The sequence below is a fragment of the Nostoc sp. DedQUE12b genome, from assembly GCF_034530835.1.
In the GTDB taxonomy this organism is placed as follows: Bacteria; Cyanobacteriota; Cyanobacteriia; order Cyanobacteriales; family Nostocaceae; genus Nostoc.
The window spans coordinates 49,447-70,816 of record NZ_JAVRCI010000003.1; the positions used below are offsets into that span (position 1 = coordinate 49,447).

General features: G+C 43.0%; 17 protein-coding genes. 5 read left to right on the top strand and 12 right to left on the bottom strand.

Annotation, left to right across the window (positions count from 1 at the left end):
- Window positions 1–150: 150 nt before the first annotated feature.
- From RMY16_RS02240 to aroF, 6 genes are all read right to left on the bottom strand, one after another.
- A complete protein-coding gene (locus RMY16_RS02240) occupies window positions 151–1,269 on the bottom strand; it encodes a Rieske 2Fe-2S domain-containing protein (protein WP_322735001.1) in 1,119 nt (372 codons plus the stop codon).
- Between the two features lie 172 nt (window positions 1,270–1,441).
- Complete coding sequence (locus RMY16_RS02245; protein WP_322735002.1) at window positions 1,442–2,560, bottom strand: 3-oxoacyl-ACP synthase III family protein; 1,119 nt, start codon at window positions 2,558–2,560, stop codon at window positions 1,442–1,444.
- 22 nt (window positions 2,561–2,582) lie between these two features.
- Window positions 2,583–4,370: a ScyA-related TPP-binding enzyme gene (locus tag RMY16_RS02250; protein ID WP_322735003.1), complete on the bottom strand. Its 1,788-nt coding sequence runs from the start codon at window positions 4,368–4,370 to the stop codon at window positions 2,583–2,585.
- An 89-nt stretch (window positions 4,371–4,459) separates the two neighbouring features.
- Window positions 4,460–5,971: a long-chain fatty acid--CoA ligase gene (locus RMY16_RS02255; protein ID WP_322735004.1), complete on the bottom strand. Its 1,512-nt coding sequence runs from the start codon at window positions 5,969–5,971 to the stop codon at window positions 4,460–4,462.
- Between the two features lie 97 nt (window positions 5,972–6,068).
- Complete coding sequence (locus tag RMY16_RS02260; protein WP_322735005.1) at window positions 6,069–7,766, bottom strand: aromatic amino acid ammonia-lyase; 1,698 nt, start codon at window positions 7,764–7,766, stop codon at window positions 6,069–6,071.
- A 190-nt stretch (window positions 7,767–7,956) separates the two neighbouring features.
- Window positions 7,957–9,051 (bottom strand): 3-deoxy-7-phosphoheptulonate synthase, encoded by a 1,095-nt coding sequence (aroF, locus tag RMY16_RS02265; protein ID WP_322735006.1) that lies wholly within the window; start codon window positions 9,049–9,051, stop codon window positions 7,957–7,959.
- A 296-nt stretch (window positions 9,052–9,347) separates the two neighbouring features.
- On the opposite strand from aroF, the gene ureE reads away from it, so the two are divergent.
- From ureE to ureG, 3 genes are all read left to right on the top strand, one after another.
- Window positions 9,348–9,794, top strand: a complete 447-nt coding sequence (gene ureE / locus RMY16_RS02270; RefSeq protein ID WP_322735007.1) for an urease accessory protein UreE — start codon at window positions 9,348–9,350, stop codon at window positions 9,792–9,794.
- Window positions 9,784–10,461 (top strand): urease accessory protein UreF, encoded by a 678-nt coding sequence (locus RMY16_RS02275; RefSeq protein WP_416211641.1) that lies wholly within the window; start codon window positions 9,784–9,786, stop codon window positions 10,459–10,461. The genes ureE and RMY16_RS02275 overlap by 11 nt, the downstream gene beginning before the upstream one ends.
- Window positions 10,462–10,527: 66 nt before the next feature.
- Complete coding sequence (ureG, locus tag RMY16_RS02280; RefSeq protein WP_322735009.1) at window positions 10,528–11,124, top strand: urease accessory protein UreG; 597 nt, start codon at window positions 10,528–10,530, stop codon at window positions 11,122–11,124.
- A 605-nt stretch (window positions 11,125–11,729) separates the two neighbouring features.
- On the opposite strand, the gene RMY16_RS02285 is transcribed toward ureG, so the two are convergent.
- The 4 genes from RMY16_RS02285 to RMY16_RS02300 form a co-directional block, all read right to left on the bottom strand.
- Window positions 11,730–13,616, bottom strand: coding sequence for an ABC transporter ATP-binding protein (locus RMY16_RS02285; RefSeq protein WP_322735010.1), 1,887 nt, complete (start codon window positions 13,614–13,616; stop codon window positions 11,730–11,732).
- Window positions 13,617–13,849: 233 nt separating this feature from the next.
- Entirely contained in the window at window positions 13,850–14,596 is a 747-nt protein-coding gene (locus RMY16_RS02290) for a class I SAM-dependent methyltransferase (RefSeq protein WP_322735011.1), read from the bottom strand.
- A 244-nt stretch (window positions 14,597–14,840) separates the two neighbouring features.
- Window positions 14,841–15,413: a single-stranded DNA-binding protein gene (locus tag RMY16_RS02295; RefSeq protein WP_322735012.1), complete on the bottom strand. Its 573-nt coding sequence runs from the start codon at window positions 15,411–15,413 to the stop codon at window positions 14,841–14,843.
- A 417-nt stretch (window positions 15,414–15,830) separates the two neighbouring features.
- Window positions 15,831–17,087, bottom strand: coding sequence for an FAD-dependent oxidoreductase (locus tag RMY16_RS02300; RefSeq protein ID WP_322735013.1), 1,257 nt, complete (start codon window positions 17,085–17,087; stop codon window positions 15,831–15,833).
- 215 nt (window positions 17,088–17,302) lie between these two features.
- Here RMY16_RS02300 and RMY16_RS02305 point away from each other — a divergent pair, with 215 nt between their 5' ends.
- Complete coding sequence (locus RMY16_RS02305) at window positions 17,303–18,649, top strand: ABC transporter ATP-binding protein (protein ID WP_322735014.1); 1,347 nt, start codon at window positions 17,303–17,305, stop codon at window positions 18,647–18,649.
- Between the two features lie 443 nt (window positions 18,650–19,092).
- Here RMY16_RS02305 and RMY16_RS02310 read toward each other — a convergent pair whose 3' ends face one another.
- Both RMY16_RS02310 and fldA read right to left on the bottom strand, forming a co-directional pair.
- On the bottom strand, window positions 19,093–19,845 hold the full coding sequence (locus tag RMY16_RS02310) for an alpha/beta fold hydrolase (RefSeq protein WP_322735015.1): 753 nt from the start codon (window positions 19,843–19,845) through the stop codon (window positions 19,093–19,095).
- Between the two features lie 67 nt (window positions 19,846–19,912).
- Entirely contained in the window at window positions 19,913–20,425 is a 513-nt protein-coding gene (gene fldA, locus RMY16_RS02315) for a flavodoxin FldA (RefSeq protein ID WP_322735016.1), read from the bottom strand.
- Between the two features lie 632 nt (window positions 20,426–21,057).
- On the opposite strand from fldA, the gene RMY16_RS02320 reads away from it, so the two are divergent.
- Complete coding sequence (locus tag RMY16_RS02320) at window positions 21,058–21,357, top strand: hypothetical protein (RefSeq protein WP_322735017.1); 300 nt, start codon at window positions 21,058–21,060, stop codon at window positions 21,355–21,357.
- The last annotated feature ends 13 nt before the right edge of the window (window positions 21,358–21,370 follow it).

Here is a 21,370-nt window from a genome sequence, read left to right on the forward strand (position 1 = left end):
ACAGATCAGATAAAAGATACAGAATTTGAAAGGGCAACATAGAGCTATCTCGTTTGAATTCAGAGTATCCAAGCTTCTTTGTGTCACGGTGTTTTCTACTGTTGAGACTTTTAACTAATTATCAGTGCAAGTCTTGGATTTTATGGCGCATTACTCAATCTTATTAACCCAACGTTGATAAAATTCTCTAAACTTTAATATTCCGCGATCGTGCTTCACGTAAGCCTTGCCTGCATCTGTGTCCAAGTTATTAAATATTGGGATGTCCTCCTTACCAAATGCAGTTTTACTTTGCCAGCTAAAAAGTAGCAAATAAAGCATATCCAGCCAGAAATTACCAGTTTTCCTAACCATTACCAAAAAATGCGCGGTTGTATTGTTATCAGCAATTGGAGTAGCGCTAAACAGTACCGTCAGCCTCTCCTCAGCATCCGTATAATTGGTTACTCTAGTTCCACCAGACCAAGAATCTACGCGGGCTGTAAAAGCTTTAGCACCTAATCCTAAAGCTTCAGCAACTGGGCCTAGTCGTCCCACATAGCTGGCGAGTGGATATTGAATTAAGGCTCCAAACCAGGCTTCTTCTGGAACAGGCGCTTTCCCCTGTTGTAAGGCATCCCAGGCTTCTTGATTAATAGGTGCTTCTTTCTGTTGTGCTGTATGCTCATCATCAAACAAGGAGAGTTGAATAGAGCCAGAAACTTTTTGACCGTGAAGTGTGATTACATGATAGTAGTCACAAGCGTTTTCAACCAACATTCGTACCGTGGTTTTGGTGTTGTAGACAAAGCGCAAAGGCATATAGTTATGCTTGCCGCTTTCGGCAGATGGACACTCGGGCAAAGGAAACAAAGGAATTTCCGAGCCATACCACACCCAGATATAACCATATCTTTCTGTTGTTGGATAAGTACCCTGACGAGCTGTTGGCGGAATGCGGTCTACTGCGGGTGCGGAAACACATTGTCCTGAGCCATCAAAGCGCCAATGATGAAAAGGACATTGAATACAACCGTCTACTACCGTACCCATTGCCAAACTTGCACCCAAATGTGAACAATAAAGTTCCATAATTACTGGGTGATCGTTTTCATCTCGCCAAGCAACCAGGGATTTACCAAATATCTCAATCGTGATTGGCTTTTTACCTAACTCTTTGGAGAGCATGGCAACATACCAACTAGCAGCAAGATTCGTTACTTTTTGATTTTCTTCTGTTTTTTGTTGAGTTGACTTTGGCTGTTTAACTTTCTCAATTGTGCTAGTCATTTGTATTTCCTTTGCTAGTTATTCATTCTGACTACAGTGCTTTCTTTGATTTGTTTAGACCACACCATGAAGGCATTGTTATTTCTCTCTTTGCCTGAGATCAAAAAATGATGTCTATTTATTTGGAAATCCCTGTAAGGGACTTCCAATGGCTTAACGCAGAGTTAAGACTTTATTTTCTGGCCATCGCTAGCTGGCTGGCTGGGAGAGCAGGAGCAGGGCCTATTGCCACATCACCCCAACGCATCACACTAGCCCCAGCGTTAGATACTGAACCAATGGCGTAAACCAGAACTAAATCGTTTTCTCGAATCTTGCCCATTTCTACACCATGATACAGATTAGTGAGGGGGAGCATAGGCCCAATGTTTGCATAACGATCATGCAAGTTGATTGTCCGATCTTTTTCGATTCCCAATGCGCGGGTGCAGAGGTCTGCATACCAAGCAGTAGGTGTATTGAAAGCAAAAAAGCTAATCTCATCAAGGGTGACACCAGCAGCTTCTAAAGCTCCTGAACAGCACTGCTTTAAAAACTGGGCAGCAGTCTCACTAAGTATCTGTCCTGTACCTTTGGCTGCCCTGATAAACATCCGTGGGTTTCCATGTTCATCTGTAGTCAGTTCACTAAAGAAAGTTCCACAAGTCGAAGCAGTGTTAATAATTTTTGTGCCTAGAACTCCCTGGTTCGGTTTTAGTGCGCTCACCACAAAAGCTCCTGCCCCATCACCTGATAAAAATGCTAGGGTATCGTTTTGGTCAGTAAAAGGAGAGTAGTTAGTGCAGATAACTACTAAAACATTTCGATATTCTCCTGCACGCACTAGCCCAGAGGCAGTTTGGAGTGCAGCTATGGCATTTGAACAGGTAGAATCAATGTTCCATGCAGCACCGTGCAGTCCAAGTTCAGCAGCCAAGAAGGCAGCATTACCAGGTACGACTTGATCAGGAAAGATTGTGGCAACGAGCATCAAATCAATGTCTTCCGAGGAAAGCTTTGCTGCTTTGAGGGCATCTTTAGCTGCACTATAAGATATTGTCAGCGCATTCTCACCGGGCGCAAACACACGTCGCTCTACACTACCGCGAAAGGGGTCAGATAGATAGGGCATCATTTCTTGTTCAAAATCGTTTTGGGGAGTGGACTCAGTTGGTGAAAACACTCTAGATAAGGTTTTTTGCTCAACCCGAGCAACCAATTCAGGGTAATTCTCCCGATAATAATCGTTGGTACGGATGATGCTGGGAAAGCTAACTGCAATTGAACGAATACCTACTGATGGTAAGGTCATGACAAATATCCTTTTGATTTTGTTAATTCTTTACTTCTTTGCTTCTTTGTGAAATTAAACCCTGAATCCGACCACCGATTGGTGCTGGTCTGGTTGGGTCAATAATTACGTCAACAACAAATGGGGCAGGTGAAGCTAGAGCCTTCTCTAATGCCGCTTCTAGGTCGGACTCTCTTTCAACACGAATGCCATCGGCTCCCATACTTCTAGCAAGGTTGACGAAATCAGTCCGGGGAATTTCTGTATCCGCGCCTTTGAGTCCCTGTGCCGAATTTCCTTGATCGCACATATTGTAGCGAGCGTCATTGAGTACAATCCAGACGGCTCGAATTTGATACTTTGCAGCGGTGCTGACTTCACTATTCATCAGCATGGCACCATCCCCAACGATCGCCACGGCTTTACCATTTCGCCCAAAGGCACACCCAACAACGCCTGTCACTAGATGACCCATCGCACCGAAACCATTACTGATGCGGAAACGTCCTTGTTGGATAAATCGTAAGGTGTGAATTGCCCAAGCAAAGGAGTTACCCGATTCTGCCATCACCACGGCATCGCTCTGTTCAACGATCGTCTTCTGAATTGCTTCCATCAATACTTCAGGTCGCACTGCACCTTCTGTAGAAGGTTCGATGGTAATGCATTCTCGATGAGGTAATAAGATACTTGTTGATAAATCAAGTGGTTCTGGCATCTGCTTTAGCAATGCCTTGACAAAAGCGCCTACATCAGACTGGATAGCTAAAGTCTCAGCAGATGGATAGGCGGCTCCAGGTACTTCTGGGTCGATGTCAACATGAATAAATCCGCGTGCAGGAACCATCGCTGGACGCCAGAAGGAAGTGAACTCACTCAGACGTGTTCCCAGCACCAGGACGCGTAGGGGTTGTTGCTCCTGCATATATGTCAAGACAGATGGATGTCCGGCAAAGCCTGTAACACCCAAAAATTGGGAATGATCCTCTGGGAAAATGCCCTTACCACGAGGAGAACACATTACTGCTGCTCCTGTTATTTGAGCTAACTCACGGATTTCCTTAGCAGCATGTCTAGCACCAAAGCCAACCCAAATTGCAAACGGGCCTTCAGACAGTAACTGTACACATTCGGCGATCGCTTCTTCACTGGCAGTTGCAATACTTTGAGAAAACGCTACTCGTGACAGCGGTACTTGACTTAAACTGCTCTGAATGCTTGTTGGAATACTAATATGGGCAACAAAACCTCCTGGTTTTGCTAAACCCTGAGCTAGCCTGCAAGCAATCTCTGGTAGTTCCGCGTCGTTTTCTAAGGTGGTAGCGTAGTGGAACAGTGAACCTGAGGTGAAAATACCCGATATGGGCATTGTATAGGCGCTGGTTTCTTGGATAGCCCAGCGTCCTCGTTGTGGTGCTGGCGTAGAAGCTGAGATGAAAATCACCTTTGCACCTTCCCAGCGTGCTGCAAACATCCCAGTTAGTGCATTAGTCAGACCTGGACCAGTTGTGGTGAACACAACAATTGGACAGTTGTTGGCAAAATAAGACTCGACACCTGCAAAGGCTGCTCCCGCTTCATGACGAAAGTGAAGCACTTGGATAGAGCTGCGTGAGAGCGTCGTCCATAGCGGTGCAATTCCGCCTCCAGAAACACCAAACGCGTGACGTACTCCCAAATTTTCTAACATATTGACCACAGCTTCTGAAACTGTCTGCTGCGATAATTCTGACTGACTAGGCTGTTTATTTAAAGATGGTAGTAAAGGAACTGTATGAGAAGGCGATACAATCACCTTTTTGTTCTTTTGTGTTAGAGATTGTGTGTTCATAATCAATGAATGTGATGAGTATTGTTTTACAGTGAAAGCTATCTTTTACAAAAGTCTAACTTTCTCCAGCAATAGTGAAAAATTTAGCTTTAGCAAGACGTAACTGCTAATTCTTTCTCGCGTAAAACTCGCTTGAGGATTTTCCCAGTTGAGTTCTTGGGAAGTGAATCTACAAATTTAATTGTACGGGGAACTTTGTAGACTGCCATTCTTTCATGGCAGAATTCAACAATTTGTTCTTCTGTAATTGTGTGAGTAGCCTTGAGTACTACTTCAGCCTTAACTATTTCGCCTTTGATTGTGTCAGCAATGCCATATACAGCAACTTCAGCAACTGCTGGATGTTGATAAATGATATTTTCAACTTCAGTAGGATAAACTTTAAATCCTGATAAATTGATCATATCTTTCAAGCGGTCAACAATATAAAAGAATCCATCTTCATCAATGCGACCAATATCGCCAGTATGAAACCAACTATTTTTAATTACTTCCAGGGTTTCAAATGGGCGATTCCAATAACCAAGCATAACGTTTGGCCCTTGAATCACTATTTCTCCTAACTCGCCTAGTTGTACTGGATGACCGTCACTATCAACAATTTTAATTTCCACATTGTCAATTGGTGTACCAATTGAACCGAGTTTATATTTCAAATCGTTGTTATAAGTGGCAAATGGAGATGTTTCTGTCAAACCATAACCTTCATGGATAAAAAATCCATACTTTTCGTGCCACTTTTGAGCAATTTCAACTGGCATGGGTGCTGCTGCTGAAAAGTAATAACGTACACTTTCAAGGTTGTAGTTAGAGGTATCGATATTTAGCAGTTTGATAAATACTGTTGGTACCCCAAAAAACATTGTAATTCGATAATTGCTAATGCCTTGCAAAACTTTCTCAATCTCAAATCGGCGGTACAAAATAATAGTTGCACAAGCGCTTAATCCACTATTGAGAATTGCATTTTGACCAAAGCAATGAAATAAGGGTAGATAAAGCAGTAAGTGATCGCTATTGGTAATTCGATAACAACGGTTGGCAGCATAAACGTTAGAAATTATATTGCCGTGGGAAAGAGTAGCACCTTTAGGAAAACCTGTTGTTCCTGAAGTATAGAGGATACAAGCAGGAGCATGGCGTTCCATCTCTAGTGCAGGTGACTCTGGAGAAGCGTTAGCTATCAGTTGTGCTAAAGTTGTTCCCTTATTGGCTTTCCCTTCCGCAATAAAAATATGTTCCAATTCGGGTAAGTCTGCCTCTGATATCTGCTCGCTTTGGGATTCTGTAGTAATGATGACTTTGGCTGCACAATCGTTGAGAATATAACTGACTTCGGCAGTTTTCAACATAACGTTGACTGAAACAGCTACAGCACCAATTTTGAGAATGCCAAGATAAGAAATTACAAACTCTGGAATATTGGGCAAAAACAAAGCCACGCGATCGCCTTTTTTAACCCCCAATCCTTTTAAACCATTTGCTACTCGCCCTGCTAACTCATCAAGCTGTTTGTAAGTAAAAGATTTGTCTTCAAAAATCAGGGCAATTTTGTTAGGCAATAAGCGATGTCCTCGCTCTACATAATGTGCGATGTTCATAATTGTAAGTAAGTAGGAAGAATATTGTTGAATGCAGTGATGATTGGCCTCTATATGATGCTCTAGGCAATAAAATCATCACTCAAACTACTCAATTTCAGTTGACAACAAGATTGTTAATGGCAGCGACAATTTGACCGCCAGAGGCAATATCAGATGCAATCCGGGCAATATGTAAGTCTAGCCCTTGTTCGTGGTCATTCCAGATGTAAGGGCGATCAGCAGAAGGTGGTTGTTCTACTACATTCCGAATTGCTATATATAAATCTCTCGTAGCAGGTGATAGACAAGCACGGGCGTCATAATGTTTGGCGACTGTATAGGTGCGTAAATCAACTGCTTGTACCCCAAACATGAGTGCGATCGCCATATACTGTTGGAAAATTTCTACAGAGCGTCGGGCTACATTTGCAGAAGCAAAACCTTGACTGTTGATATTTTGATTAAATTGTTCCGCATGGGTAGGGAATCTGTCAGCTATGGAATTGCCGTAAAAGGTCAATAAGGGCATGATAGAGTTTCCGGTTATTTGCAGACCCTTTAACCCCATGTTCACGCTACGTTCACTGTTCCCTACTAGAGATGCTGGCAATCCGTTATTAAATTCTGGTGCTACCAGACAGGCTATTTGTACATCCAAATGTTTAGCTAACAACCCAATGTAGTAACGTAGCTGATCCATACCGATGCTGACATACTGTCCTAAGAAGTTACCTCCGTGATAACTAGCTTGGTTTTCTACATCAATCAGTGGATTATCTGTCGCTGAGTTAATCTCTACTTCAATTTGTTTGCTAATCTGCTCAATACCATCAACAATTGGGCCCATATATTGGGGCAGACAGCGCAGTGAATAACGGTCTTGAATTAAATGCGTACCTCGATAATCGTGAGAACCATCTAACTCTTCCCGAACTAAGGAAGAACCTGCAAGCAAGTTGAGCATTTGGGAAGCAGCCCATTTTTGCCCTGGATGCGGTTTTAACTGATGAATGAATGGGTGGAAGGATTGATTAGTTCCATTCAAACCTTGAAGAGCTAAGGCATGGACCCCCATTGCTAGGGTTAATAAGGTTTTGGTATCGTAAACGCAGTTAGCCGCGATCGCAGTCATCACAGAAGTACCATTCATCATTGCCAACCCTTCTTTCGGAAGTAGTTGCAATGGCTCTAAACCGAGCTTTTTCAATGCTGTGGGAGCATCCATTTCTGTACCGTTAAAATCAACGGTGTAGCTAGGATCTAGACCAATCATTGCCCCAGTAATGTAAGATAGTGGCACCAAATCGCCACTTGCACCGATGGAACCAAATTCATAGACATGGGGTGTAACACCAGCATTCAAAAACTTTTCTAAACGCTGAATCAGTTCTAGACGGATACCAGATGCACCATACAAATGTGAGTTGATTCGCAACAACATCGCAGCGCGGACATCAGCCACTGGTAATCTCTGCCCTGCACCTGATTTGAGAAACCAAACAAGGTTATTCTGCAATAAAGGCGCACACTCAGGCGAGATGACAACATTTGCCATACCGCCAAAGCCACTAGTCACACCATAAATAGCCTGACCAGTTTCAACGGCATGAGAGATATAGCCACGAGAAGCTTGGATTCCTTGTAATACCTTCTGATTATCGGTCACGCGTACCGAAGCATCATGACGGGCGACGCTAACGACTTCATCAATTGTCAGGTTTTTTTCACCGACGATAATTGTTTTGTCTATCTTTCTTAAGAAAGACGGTGAATATTTAGAAGTCTTGCCTGTGCTTAACGATACTGTATTCATCGGAGTTGTTTGGCTCTAAAATTGCAGTTAGTCATACAAATATCTTGTTTGATCGGTTTGATTTGGCGTTGTTGTCAAAGACTGGATTTACTTGCCTTAGCCTAACTGAAACATTTGTATACTTATGAGAGGTAAGGTAAGGTTTTATGCAAAGATGTTGTGTAAAGTCAGCAACGCCACTGATTTAAACTTAGACGAAGCTAGAAACTCGGGTAGAGAGGTTTTGCATTGCAGCTGTGCTATTGCTTTTAGACCAACGACCAAAGAATTTGCTGATGCTAGCTAGTTCTTGCATTAATTCTTCAAATGCTTCCAATGTCAAAGACTGCGGTCCATCAGAAAGTGCTTTGGCTGGGTTGGGGTGTACCTCAATCATCAAAGAATCTGCACCGGCGGCAATAGAGGCTATAGACATAGTTGAAACGAACTCTGATTTACCAGTAGCATGGCTAGGATCAATCATGATCGGTAAGTGAGTCAGGGTTCGCAGTACTGGAATTGCAGATATATCTAAAGTATTGCGGGTATATTGTCGGTCAAAAGTGCGAATTCCTCGTTCGCATAAAATCACATTGGGATTACCTGCTGCCAAAACATACTCGGCTGACATCAACCAATCTTCAATAGTGGCAGCTAGACCCCGCTTCAAGAGTACTGGCTTACCAGTAGCACCAACTTTCTTCAGCAGTGAGAAATTCTGCATATTACGAGCACCAATTTGGATCACATCTGCAACTTCTGCAACCTTGTCTAACTCAGCTGCATCCATCAGTTCTGTAATAATTCCTAAACCGGTAGCTTCTTTAGCTCTTGCGAGTAAACCTAAAGCACTCTCACCGTGGCCTTGAAAAGCGTAAGGAGAAGTACGAGGTTTATATGCACCACCTCGCAGAAACTGCGCTCCTGATGCTTTTACTACGTGCGCTGTTTCAATAATCATTTCTTCATTTTCAACAGAGCAAGGCCCAGCAACTACGACTAAAGGATGGTTTTGACCAAAGGTTACAAGACCATTGGGTGTAGGTACTACTACTTCGCTATGTTCTCCGTAGCGGAATTCTAAAGAAGCGCGTTTAAAGGGCTTTTTCACTCGGATAACTTGTTCGATAAAAGGACTAATGTTTTGAACCTGTCTAGTATCGAGTTCTGCGGTTTCTCCTACTAAACCAATAACTGTTTTGTGCTGACCTTTGCATATTTCTGCTGCAAATTCACGATGACTTATTTCAGTAGCCACGCGCTCAATTTCAGTGGATGGAGTACCCAGTTTCATGACTATAATCATAGTGATTAATTTCCTTTAAAGATTTCAGTTCATGGACTTGTGAAAGTTCTTTGTGTGTGTAAACTTACTGATTGAACCCTCAACTATCAATCGGGCAGCTTGCAAGGTTTTACGCAAGTTCATCAATAGTTTACATTCGGTTACATTTAAACTATTGGCAAAATAGCAAACAATAAAGTGGCATAAAACCTGTAATTACAAGCACCAGGGATATGATTACATTAGCTCTGGGAATGACTTTTTCGTTACGGCTTAGACTAGAACCATCATAAAAAACCGAAGATTAGACGAAATGTATGCTGATGTTTACCCAACTCAAACCACCTAATGGCGATGCCGCAGTTAGTTTTACTCTGGCGCTGACAGCAGAAGAACGCACCCGCAGTCGTCATCGCTTTGAAACTGAAGATGGTAAAGTTGTGTTTTTACATTTACCCAGAGGAACTGTCTTACACGATGGCGATATTCTACAAGAAGAAACTCATAGCAGTTTAATCAGAATTACTGCCAAACCAGAACTAGTAATGACTGCCTTTGCCCAAACACCACTTTTATTATTACGAGCCGCATACCATCTAGGAAATCGCCATGTACCTGTAGAAATTACTCTGACTTATTTACGTTTGTCTTCAGATTCTGTTTTACGCACGATGTTGGAACAACTGGGATTAGAAGTTAAAGAGGAAATGTTACCGTTTCAGCCAGAATTGGGAGCTTATGGACAACAGCATCATGCTCACTGATAGCCATCTTTTGAGTATTTTGCAGCTCGCTAGTCCCGCTTTACCTGTGGGAGCATATAGCTATTCTGAAGGTTTGGAAATACTGGTAGAAAATGGTACGCTCGCTAACCACACACATCTCAAAGATTGGTTAAAAGCAGAGTTGCTCTATGGGGCAATTAGGTTAGAAGCGGCAGTAATGGTACGATCGCAGCAAGCTGTAAAAATAGGTGATGTTGAGTCCCTATGCCGTTGGAATCTGTGGTTATCTGCTGCTAGGGAAACAGAAGAATTACGCGCCTCTAGTTGGCAGATGGGGCGATCGCTCATTCAATTACTTGGTAAGCTAGAACCGCAGATTGTACCTATTGCTAATGCTGTAGGAAATCCTTGCAATTATGCGATCGCTTTTGCCATTGCCATTGCCCATTGGCAAATCAGTATCAACGCCGCATTACTGGGATATCTGCACAGTTGGGCAAGTAATTTGATTACTGCTGGCGTAAAACTTATCCCCCTTGGGCAAACAGCAGGACAGCAATTATTGCTAGATTTGCAACCATTATTTAGCGTTGCGGCGTTAGAAATTCTCGCGTTGGAAGATGATGAACTCGCCTGTTGTAGTTGGGGTTTGTCACTAGCAAGTATGCAGCATGAAACGCAGTATACAAGGTTGTTTAGGAGTTAGTCAAAATAATTCGTAATTCGTAATTCGTAATTATCACAAAGGACAAATGACAAAGGACAAATAACAATGAATGCATTTCGAGTAGGGGTTGCTGGGCCAGTGGGTTCGGGGAAGACGGCTTTGGTGGATGCTTTGTGCAAGGGATTGCGTGAGCAGTATCAGATTGCGGTGGTGACGAATGATATTTATACTCAAGAGGATGCTCAGTTTTTGGTGCGTTCTCAGGCGTTGGCTAGCGATCGCATTTTGGGTGTAGAGACTGGTGGTTGTCCTCACACTGCCATCCGCGAAGATGCTTCGATGAATTTGGCGGCAATTGAACAGTTAGAGGAACGTTTTATCGATTTGGATTTAGTATTTTTAGAAAGTGGGGGCGATAATTTAGCTGCTACCTTTAGTCCAGAATTGGTGGATTTAACGATTTACGTCATAGATGTTGCAGCAGGCGATAAAATTCCCCGCAAAGGTGGCCCTGGTATTACTAAATCTGATTTGTTGGTGATTAACAAAACTGACCTAGCGCCATACGTTGGTGCAGATTTAAGTGTGATGGAACAAGATGCAAAAAAAATGCGCGGTGATAAACCTTTTATTTTTACTAATTTAAAAACTCAATCAGGACTTGCAGATGTGATTAACTTTGTTTGCACAAATATCTGTTGAAAAAGAATTTTATAACCCACCTCCGTGGGTTTTGCCTGTATAGACGCGGTTTATGTTTATGAGCCTTTGAACTCGGCAGTTAATGCTTAATTAATATCATGTCCGCCAAATTATCCATAATAAAAGAACTCCACCCGCAACCCCTCCTCGCTTGCGCGGAGGGGAGACAAAGCATAGCTTTGGCGGGGTGGGGTTCTTCGGGCTTAATAAGTAATCAAGCGAACCTGATATAACTCTTTATCAAAGTCAATTTTTTTAACGTAGACGCTTCGGCTTGCCGCAGGCTACCGCATAGACGCAAAGCCGCTACTCTTTGAGAACGCCAAGGGCGAACCCGCAGGGTAGGACGCATTCGCGCAGCGTCTCGTCAGAGAAGAACGCAAAGAAAGAGAAGGAAGAGAAGAAAGAAATGTTTAACTGAACTGTATTGGTTGATCTGACAATTCAGGTCATCTGGAAAACCTCTTTCTAAATCTCTCTCCTAAAAGGAGAGAGACTTTGAATTTTCCCCCTTCCCGCGACGTGTTGAGAGTTAGGGGGTTAGGTTTTTCGTGCGCTTTTCCACATAACTGAAAAGTCAGATTGGTTTACAACCGCCCTTTGAACTATAAAGCCTTCAGATGACGACTTCGCACCCGTTCAGCACTACCAGTAGGAATCGCAGCAATTAATTTTTGCGTGTATTCTTCTTTGGGTTCTTGGTAAATGCTTTCAGCTGTGCCTTCTTCAACAATTTGACCGCGATTCATGACTAAAATGCGATCGCTCATAAATTTCACCACGCTTAAATCATGAGAAATAAAGATATAGGTAAGCTGAAAGTCTGACTGTAACTCTTTGAGAAGATTTAATACCTGCGCCTGTACTGAAACATCCAGCGCTGAAACTGATTCATCGCAGATGATAAACTTAGGATTTAACGCCAAAGAACGAGCTATACAAATCCGTTGGCGTTGACCGCCAGAAAACTGATGAGGATAGCGGTTAATCGCATCTGCACTCAACCCCACCCGTTCTAAGAGTTCGACTACTCGCTGGCGTCGTTGTTGCTTAGTCTTCCCAACGGCATGAATTAATAATGGTTCCATCACCGCATCCCCAATCCTCATCCGTGGGTCGAGGGAACTAAAAGGATTTTGGAAGACTATTTGCATTTCCCGCCGCAGTTTTTGCAACCGTTCTCCTTTGAGACTAGTAATATCTTGTTTCTCAAAGATAATCTGACCACTCATCGGTTCAATTAATCGCAGCAAGGTTCTGCCAAGGGTCGTTTTACCGCAACCAGATTCTCCCACCAAACCTAGTGTTTCTCCTGGTTTAACATCAAAAGAAACGCCATTAACTGCCATATTGTAGCGTTTTGTCCCACCAAACACCCCGCGCACTGGAAAACCTACTTTCAGGTTGCGGATTTGCAGCAGGGGTTCCAATTCATTGAAGTTTGCCAATCTTGCCGCAATCTCTTCTTTGGTGACTTCTGTGGGTTGTGCAGGTTCTTTCGGCTGAATGACAACTTGTCCGGTTGGCGTCTCTTCTGCACTCATGTAGTCGGAAACAGTGAGTAATTTTTGGGGACGGCGGTCAAGTGTGGGGCGACAAGCTATCAAACCTTTAGTATATGGATGCTTGGGACTGCTGAAAATTTGCCCAGAAGTACCAGATTCGACAACTTTACCTCTATACATCACCGCTACTTGGTCAGCAATTTCTGAAATTAGCCCCAAGTCGTGGGTGATAAAAATCATTGCCATGTCACGGCTTTGCTGCAATTCTCGCATTAACTCCAAAATAGTCGCTTGCACTGTCACATCTAAAGCTGTGGTTGGTTCATCGGCAATTAAGATCAATGGATTACAAGAAATTGCCATTGCAATCATTACCCGTTGCAACTGACCCCCAGAAAGTTCATGAGGGTAGCGTTCCAGCATGGCTTCTTTGTGTTCTTTAACCAACTGTGCCAACTTTGGCCCATCTGGTTTAGATAAATTGGCGTTGGTTTGATGCCAAGTTTCGATATACTGCTGCTGGATATCCTCATCGCTAGGTAGAAGTTTAACCTCTTGCAGACCTGCGATCGCAATTTGTCGTGCTTGGGCTGCTGACACACTTTGATGCCGCATAATCGCTTCTGTTAGCTGAAACCCAATGTTATAAACCGGATTAAGCGAACTCATCGGTTCTTGAAAAATCATGGCGATGTCGCCACCCCGGTGTAACTGCATTTGCTCAGGAGGCAATTTTACCAAATCGATGGCGTTAGCATTCTCCTGCGGACGAAACCAGATTTCACCGCCAGTCACTATGCCAGGAGTTTGCAACAAACCCATCACAGCTAAGGCTGTCACCGATTTACCACTCCCCGATTCTCCTACTATTCCTAGAGTTTCACCTCGATGCAGCGTAAAGGAAATACCATCCAAAGCTCTGACAGTGTTGCCATCACCGGGAAATTCAACTTGGAGATTGCGAACCTCTAGGACAGTTTCTCTCATAGGAGTTGGGTAGGAAATTCTAACTTAAAATTATTTGGATTTTAACAATAGTTTTAATCTATTATGTGGATAAATTTGGTTTTTATACTCCCTGGCAGTTTTCACTGCTTAAACTTTAACCACAATTGACATCACATACTTCCACAATATACATGCATTTGCGATGTAGCACTGCTTGCGATCGCCTACAGATGCAACTTACAGTTAGCCATTATCTGCCGAAGTGCGAGACTTTATCTATCTTTATAAGCAATAACCAACAGTTGAGGAGCATCAAAACCACCCTGAAGTACAACGTCGTGTATAATCTGCCATCCCTTTCGAGTAAACAACAATTCCCAAAATGATGGGCTGGATTCTGAGTATAGTTGTCTCCAGTAAAGCAACTCACGACGAGTCAAAAAACACTGATCGCAACGGTAATAATCTACACAAAAACCTGTTGTTTCCAGAAGCGTAAATATTTGCTCGTGAGTGAAGGCATGAAGGTGGTATGGATCAAAATGACGCGTTTCACCTAGTGGTACAGACATTATCAATATACCATTGCTGGTTAAATAATTACTGAGTTGTTTTAAAAAATAGGTCGGATTTTTTAAATGTTCTATCGTCTCAAAGGAGATAACAACGTCAAAAGGCTCTGAACACTCAAATTGCTCTGCATCAGCACAAATGAACTCTATTCCGGGTATTTGGTAGTGTTTGTTCGCATATTCCACAATCTGTGAGCATATATCGACTCCAACTACACTGCTTGCGCCTGCCACACGAAGCATTTGGCTACCATATCCACTGCCACATGCTATATCTAAAACTCTTTTTCCCAAGACATACTTAGTTGCAGTTTCGTAGCGTCCAAGATGTAGCTCCACGATCTTGCGACTCGCTGAATCTTTAGCCATGCGCTTGGGAATCAAGCGTTCCCAAGTTACAGTCAGGTTATCCAAAGCTTCAACTGAACTGCTAACAAAGTTACTCATATAATTTGCGGTTGACAAAGCGCTAGTGTTTTGTTTTGATAGTTTTCAATTATACATAGCTGTAAGTAACCCTAACCTTTACTAGAACCAGATAAATGCAGAATTAGTATCAGCGATGCCTCACGAAAAAACGCAAAGCGTCAACGCAGACAAAAAAATAGCACATCCCAAAGGATGGCTATTTATAGAAATTGTCTAATCGTAATGTTAGTTAGCAAATTGAATACACGCTCAACTACCAAGTTTAAAACGGAATATCATCTGGATCTGGTTCTTGCTCTTTCACTGCTGGATAAGTGGTTCGCTCATAATTTGTGGGTTGGGGTACGGGTTCGTAACTTGTCGCTTGGGTCGTAACACCAACAGGATTTGTCCCTGGGGTAGGCGCTGAACGTGGTGAATCGTAACTGGGAACCTCTTTCTGTGCAGGACGAGATGCTGATGGTTGTCGTGGAGCGGTTTCAGTAAATGATGGAGTTGCGGTTGCTGAGGGAGATGGATCGGTATCAAAACTACCTCCAACAGATTGAATTTGTTGTACTGTCAATTCAGCGCGTTTTTCTTTAAAACCTTCTTGACGATCAACAGTATTCATCGTTAAACGTCCTACCAAGATGACGCGATCGCCTTGGTGGTAATTTTGCTGAATTTCTGTAGCTAAATTCCCCCAGCCGACAACCTTCAATGTGGCTGGCGGATCTTCGGGTTTTTGGGAGTTGGGAAACTGCACTAGCATTTCCGTGACTCCCAAATTATCCGCTGTATAACGGAGTTGTGGCTCGTTAATAATTTCCGCCATCAAAACGCAGCTGTTCATTAAAATTACTCCTGACTGCAAAAAGTATTGATTGAAAAAGAGGGGTTTTTCTATGTAGTGCCAATTAATATCTAGATAGGTTTAATTTTTTGCATTTTTTAATAATGTTTGAACAACTTTTCTACATCCATTTTGAGAATAGAATTCAAGAGTCAGAAGAACACTTGATGAATGAATATATCAATCATACTAAAATCCTTATCAATTCTGACTTCTGACTCATTTCGGCTACGCTCGACGACTACCTGGGTGCTGAATTCTTTTTAGTCATTTCTAGCATAAAAGCCAAGCGCTCGCTTTGAACAGCATTGTGTATGCCGCCCGCCACCTTCGCTTGACTAAATGAGCATTGAATTCTGCATGGAGTAGTATAATTGTACCACCCATTGATCAAATAGAAAAAATTCTTGGCAAACATTAAGCCTTGATGTGAACTGGAAAAACACCCAAGGCAATCAACCTGGCTGGAAGGTCGCGCAAGATGGGTAAGCGCAAAAACCCAGGTGGTACAAAGGTGCGATTTGAGGTGAGAACCGGGGCCAATACACGTTTTTGGATAAAAGTTTGAAACGCCTGAATGATGCGTGTGGGCAACTCACGTTGACGCTGTACTTTTGCTAGGTCGCTAAGTTGTACTTGTCCGTTTTTGAGCGGTTTGCTGAGTACATTCGCTGCGACTACAGCATCTTGAATCGCGTAGTTAATGCCTACTCCACCAACAGGGGACATTATATGAGCGGCATCACCTATGAGTAAGAGTCCTGGACGATACCAGTGTTTGACGCGGCTAGACTCGACTGAGAGAAAAGCTATTTGTGACCAATCATGTAAATTTTGGATGCGTTGCTGGAATTCTGGTACTACTTCAACAACAGATTTTTTTAATTCCTCCAAACCCGCAGCCCGTAGTTGTTGATAGCCTCCCTTGGGGATGACATCGGCAACTTGCCACTCATCACCACGGTCAAGCATGGCGATTAGCTTACCTTGACCAAAGCGCCCCATTCCCCCTTCAGGGTCTTCTGGCTGACGCGGTAGGCGAAACCAGAGGACATCCATTGGCGGCGAAGTTTCGATGGATTCAAACTCACCCAGGTGGCGTAAACGTGAGTGGCGACCGTCTGCACCAACTGTCACTATTGCCCGGATTTCATGCCAACCACCGCCTCCCCGATAGCGGACACCTTGAATTACGCCATTTTCCATAATTAATTCCTGCACATTCGCACCCATTACCAGATGGAAACTAGGATATTTTTGTGCTTCTTGGGTGATGAACTCCAGAAATTTCACCTGGGGAAGCATTGTAATGTAGGGATAATGAGTTTTCAGATGACTAAAATCTGCGAATGTGACAGTATCTTGAGGAGTTTGAATACTAATTTGGCGCATTTTGGTATGGGGGAGTTTTAGCAAGCGATCGCTTAATCCCAATTCCTCCATAATTTCCATCACCGATGGATGAATCGTATCGCCGCGAAAATCGCGATCGAAGTCTTTGTGTGCTTCCAGCAGCATCACCGAAATGCCTTGACGCGCTAACAACAGCGCCAATACTGCTCCTGCCGGGCCTCCACCCACAATGCAACAATCTGTGGTTTGTCGGTCTACAATGTCATGGACAGGATTAACGCTTGGGTCTTGGGAAAGATTTTTAGGTACATCGGTAGTCATAACAACACCTCCTGATAGCCCTAAAATTCACGATAGTTTGTTTTTGATGGCGCAAGCTGTTTTTTTAACTTTTCGTATTTACCCTGAAGGTGTATTATGATGGGCGCTAAACTGTCATTGGTCATTAGTCCTTTGTCCAATGCCCCATACTTTGACTTCGCGGTAGTTGAGCGCAGTCGAAACTCAGTACAAGTTGCCCAATCCCCAAATTAGTTGTGTCCCAAGTTGTTTTAGAAAACGTTTATAAAAGTTTTTCCCCGCGTAAAGGGGAAAGTGTTAGCTCACAAACCCAATCTCCCCTCACCTCTGGGGAGAAAATTGATGAAGGGCAAGAGCGCGCGGGAAGTATCAACGTCTTGCGGCGGATTAACCTGACGATCGCAGATGGCGAATTTATGGTGCTGGTAGGCCCTTCTGGTTGTGGTAAAAGCACTCTGCTGCGATTAATCGCCGGGTTAGAAGTGATGACTGGCGGTAATATCTGGATAGGCGATCGCTTGATCAATGACCTACCACCCAAAGAACGCGACATCGCAATGGTGTTTCAAAATTACGCCCTTTATCCCCACATGACGGTGTATGACAACATCGCCTTTGGGCTGCGCCGCAGGGGAAGCAGAGGAGCAGCACTTCGGCTACGCTCAGTGACCGAGGAGCAGGGGAGCAGAGGAGAAAATACTTCCTCGTCTCAATATCTTCAGGCGTGGGCAGAAAATCTCTTTGTAGGGACGACAAGAAAGTTACCTAAAGGACTGCGCTACACTTCTGACAAAGAACGGGCGGTCGATGAACAGGTGCGTAGTGTGGCTCAACTGTTGCAAATCGAAACATTGCTGAATCGCTTACCCAAACAGCTTTCTGGGGGGCAAAGACAACGGGTTGCATTGGGAAGAGCGATCGCGCGTGACCCCCAAGTATTCTTAATGGATGAACCGCTTTCTAACTTAGATGCCAAACTGCGGGCGGAAACCCGCGCCCAAATTGTCAAATTGCAGCGTCAATTGGGGACAACGACAATTTACGTTACCCACGACCAAACAGAAGCGATGACAATGGGCGATCGTATTGCGATTATGTCTGAGGGTAAAATTCAACAAGTTGCTTCTCCCTTAGAACTTTACAACCGCCCAGCCAATCTTTTTGTAGCAGAATTCATTGGTTCACCACCGATGAATTTTATTCCTGTAGAATTTCATGCCCCGCAGTTGATTACTCGTTCCCAGTTTCGTTTCACCCTCCCAGAAGTTTGGGGGAAAGCTTTACAAAAATATGATGGGAAAACTCTAATTTTAGGCATTCGTCCAGAACACTTTAACTTGAGTATGCCTGCAACCAAAAATCTACCAGTGCAAGTAGATTTGGTAGAGAATCTTGGCAATGATTCCTTTCTCGCTGTTAAGATTGCCGAACCAGGATCTAAACCTGGTACTACAGCGAATTACCTACAAGTGCGAATACCACCAGACCGATTTGTACAACCTGGTGAGCAACTTTGGTTATCGCTAACCCCAGAGAAAATTCACTTTTTTGATCCAGAAACCGAGTTAGCAATATTTCCCTAATACTATCCGCGCCTAATTGGTAAATCAAAATTTCCATGCTCTTTTGAGAGGAACTTCAATCTCTTCAGCCCGCCATGCAGCGTAGGCGTAGCCTGTCGTAGACATCGCTTTCTTTGTGGAGATTTATGAAAGCGATCGCACCTGGTTTTTCGCGTCGGTTTTACCCCACCCTAACCCTCCCCTTGTGAAGGGGAGGGAACCGGAAATCTCATTTCCTCCCTTTATAAGGGGGGATTAAGGGGGGTGATACGACTTGTCTGTACACTATAGTCCGAGTAGTGACGCGATCGCTATATCCTAGTTTTAAGTCGCGCTGTGGCCGTGGCATAAGAAGAATTTGTTATCCTCTAATTCTCTTCATAATATCTAGCACCCCATTACACCCAAAATTTCACCAGTGCGTAGCCGTAAGGCTGTCGTCAGACATCGCACTCTCAAAGTTACTAATTTGTAAAACTGCTAAAAGATAGTGCAGATACTTCTAGCAGATGCGGATGATGGTGTTGCCAAAAACTCAAAATTTGTTCGCCAACTTTTTGAGGATAGAAGTAGTGAAAAAAATGATATCCTTCTGGGCATTCCCAAAGCTTATCTTCTGGCTTCAACCAATTTAACCAATCATGCAATACAGTTGAGTTGACTACCGGATCGCTCTTGCTACCACATACCATCATTGGCATAGAAACTCCACCCTTGGGTAAATAAACCAACTTAAATAAAGAGTGTGATGATGGAGATTGTTCTAAATCTTTATCTAAGGCAGCTACTAACTTTTTAGTAGTATGAGGTGGTTGATTTCCAAAAAGACTGCGAACGGTGCTTGCTAAAACTAGCTCGCGGCTGATGCTAAAAAGTTGTCGTTGAAAGTAATAATGAGCTTGCCAATTGTTTGCAGGTTGAGCTGCTACAGCTAGCAGAGTGAGCGATCGCACTTTTTGCGGAAATCGCCGCGCAAAGGTTAAGGCGATCGCACCACCCATACCATGCCCTGCTAAATGCACGGGGCGATCGCACCATTCTAAAAACTCATACAGCAATTCCACAGCTTGATCTATGGAACTGGCTTCATCTTTAGTTTGCTGATATTCCCACTGGGCGACGTTTATATGCCCAGATAAATATTCAAGTAATGGTTTATCAAAACGCTGCAAAACAGGACTGGCACTTAACCACAAAACATCAAATGAATCAGACATAAATACCTATAACTTCTAAATTATCAATTTCAATAAAGGCGCACAGCTAGCCGTGCGCCCCTAATCTCTACAAACCAAATTCTGTTTTCAACTGAGCAACCCAAGTTTTAATTCGCTCGTCTGTTAAATCAGATTGACTACCTTCATCGAGTGCCAATCCGACAAACTTGCCATTTTTCAAAGCTCTAGAATTCTCAAATTCATAACCCTCAGTTGGCCAGTAACCAACTGTTTTACCACCTCGCTGGGAAATTTTTTCTTCTAGGATTCCCATTGCATCCTGGAAATTATCAGCATAGCCATATTGGTCTCCATCACCAAAATAGGCAACCAACTTACCACTAAAATCTATTTCATCCAGATCCGAGTAAAAGCCTTCCCAATCGCTCTGAAGTTGACCAATATCCCAAGTGGGAGAACCAATAATCAGCAAGTCATACTCATCAAAAGTGGTAGTATCCGCCTCGTAAATGGGATGTAATGTTACAAGATCGCCACCAAATTCATCCCGAATTTTTTCAGCATCAGATTCAGTGTTGCCAGTTTGAGTACCATAAAACAAACCAATTTTTTTTGACATATTGACACCTGATAAATAAATAGTTGTGTGTTCTGCTGAAAAGTCGCCCTGAGAGGTTGGTTAATCCAAGGTTTCCTGCTTATCAAGGCATCGACTCCAGTGTTGGAACAGCCACGCAAGTCAAAAGCGTTATCTTTTCAGAAAGTTTGCAAATAGCTGAAATACACCACCTAGTTAATGAGTATTAGTCTCAATAACTCTGAAGATATACTACCAGACCTATTGAGAGTCTTTTTCATTTATTTTAGTTAACTTTTGTAAAGTATTTCAGAAAACAAACCCGAAACTAGACGAGGCAGCAATAACTCTCGTACCTTAATTGGTCAGAAACCTCGCACTTAATCTAATAGAAGTAGTGACAATACAGTTCAGTTAAGCAAAGCGTAACCCAACAAAGCTCAGGAAATGTTGCAACCTATACAGTTTAAGATTTGTGGCGTTAACCCAAGCGTATTGGTATTTAATCAAGAAAATTGATAATATAATGCGATCGCTGCTCAAAATATCGATAATGCTTGTAGAGACGCGATAAATCGCGTCTTACGATATCCTCACAAAACATCCCTATAATTACTGGTTTCAAAAATCACTTCGGTAAAGGAACCTAGAAGGAGTAAGTTTTTTGTGCATTTATGAAATTAATCCAAATACTAAAACTAGCCGTAATTCCGGTTTTGACTGTATTTAGCTTTGTGTCTACATCAAATACAGCACTAGCTGACTATTTAAATAGTCAGGGTTCAGGAGGTAATTACCGTTACGAATTATGGTCTACAGATGATAATCATTACTATTTGAAAATTTGGCGATATGAAGCAAATCCAGAAAGTGATCCATATACAACAACTCAAGGATTTGCTTCTACTAGAGAAGCTTTAATTTATTTTGATTGCAATTATGCTGAGAAAAATTTACCAGAATGTTCTCAATGATAATTTGGAACCC